This window comes from Vibrio sp. YT-19(2023) (assembly GCF_033337395.1).
The window spans coordinates 1-574 of the sequence record NZ_JAWOQN010000862.1; the positions used below are offsets into that span (position 1 = coordinate 1).

1 pseudogene is annotated in these 574 nt (G+C 49.7%); it reads left to right on the forward strand.

What is annotated here, in order from left to right:
• Positions 1 to 574: pseudogene (gene ebgA, locus R7E78_RS28865) on the forward strand (beta-galactosidase subunit alpha); the annotation flags it as partial.

Genomic DNA, 574 nt, shown 5'->3' on the forward strand with positions numbered 1-574 from the left:
TTGGTGATTAACGAAAGCCGTTTGGAACACGTAATTGAAGGCCATAACTTCACGCTTACTTTCTCGAAAGTAAACGGCAAGCTGACTTCTTGGCGCGTAAATGGCGAAGAGATCATTCAATCTGAGCCGAGACTGAACTTCTTCAAACCGATGATTGATAACCACAAACAAGAGTATGAAGGTTTGTGGCACCCAGCGCATCTGCAAATCATGCAGGAGCACTTCCGCACACTTGCTGTGGAAGCAACTGATGATTCCGTCTTGATTACAACCACCAGCATCATTGCGCCGCCGGTCTTTGATTTTGGCATGCGTTGTACCTATCGCTATCAAATCAACGCGCAAGGCCATTTGAACGTGGAACTGAGTGGCGAGCGCTACGGCGACTACCCTCACGTGATTCCGGTCATCGGCTTGGATTTGGGCATCAACGGCAGCTTTGACCAAGTGAGCTACTACGGTCGCGGCCCAGAAGAAAACTACCAAGACAGTTGCCAAGCCAACCTCATTGCTGTTTACCACACCAATGTGGCGGACATGTTCGAGAACTACCCGTTCCCGCAAAACAACGGCA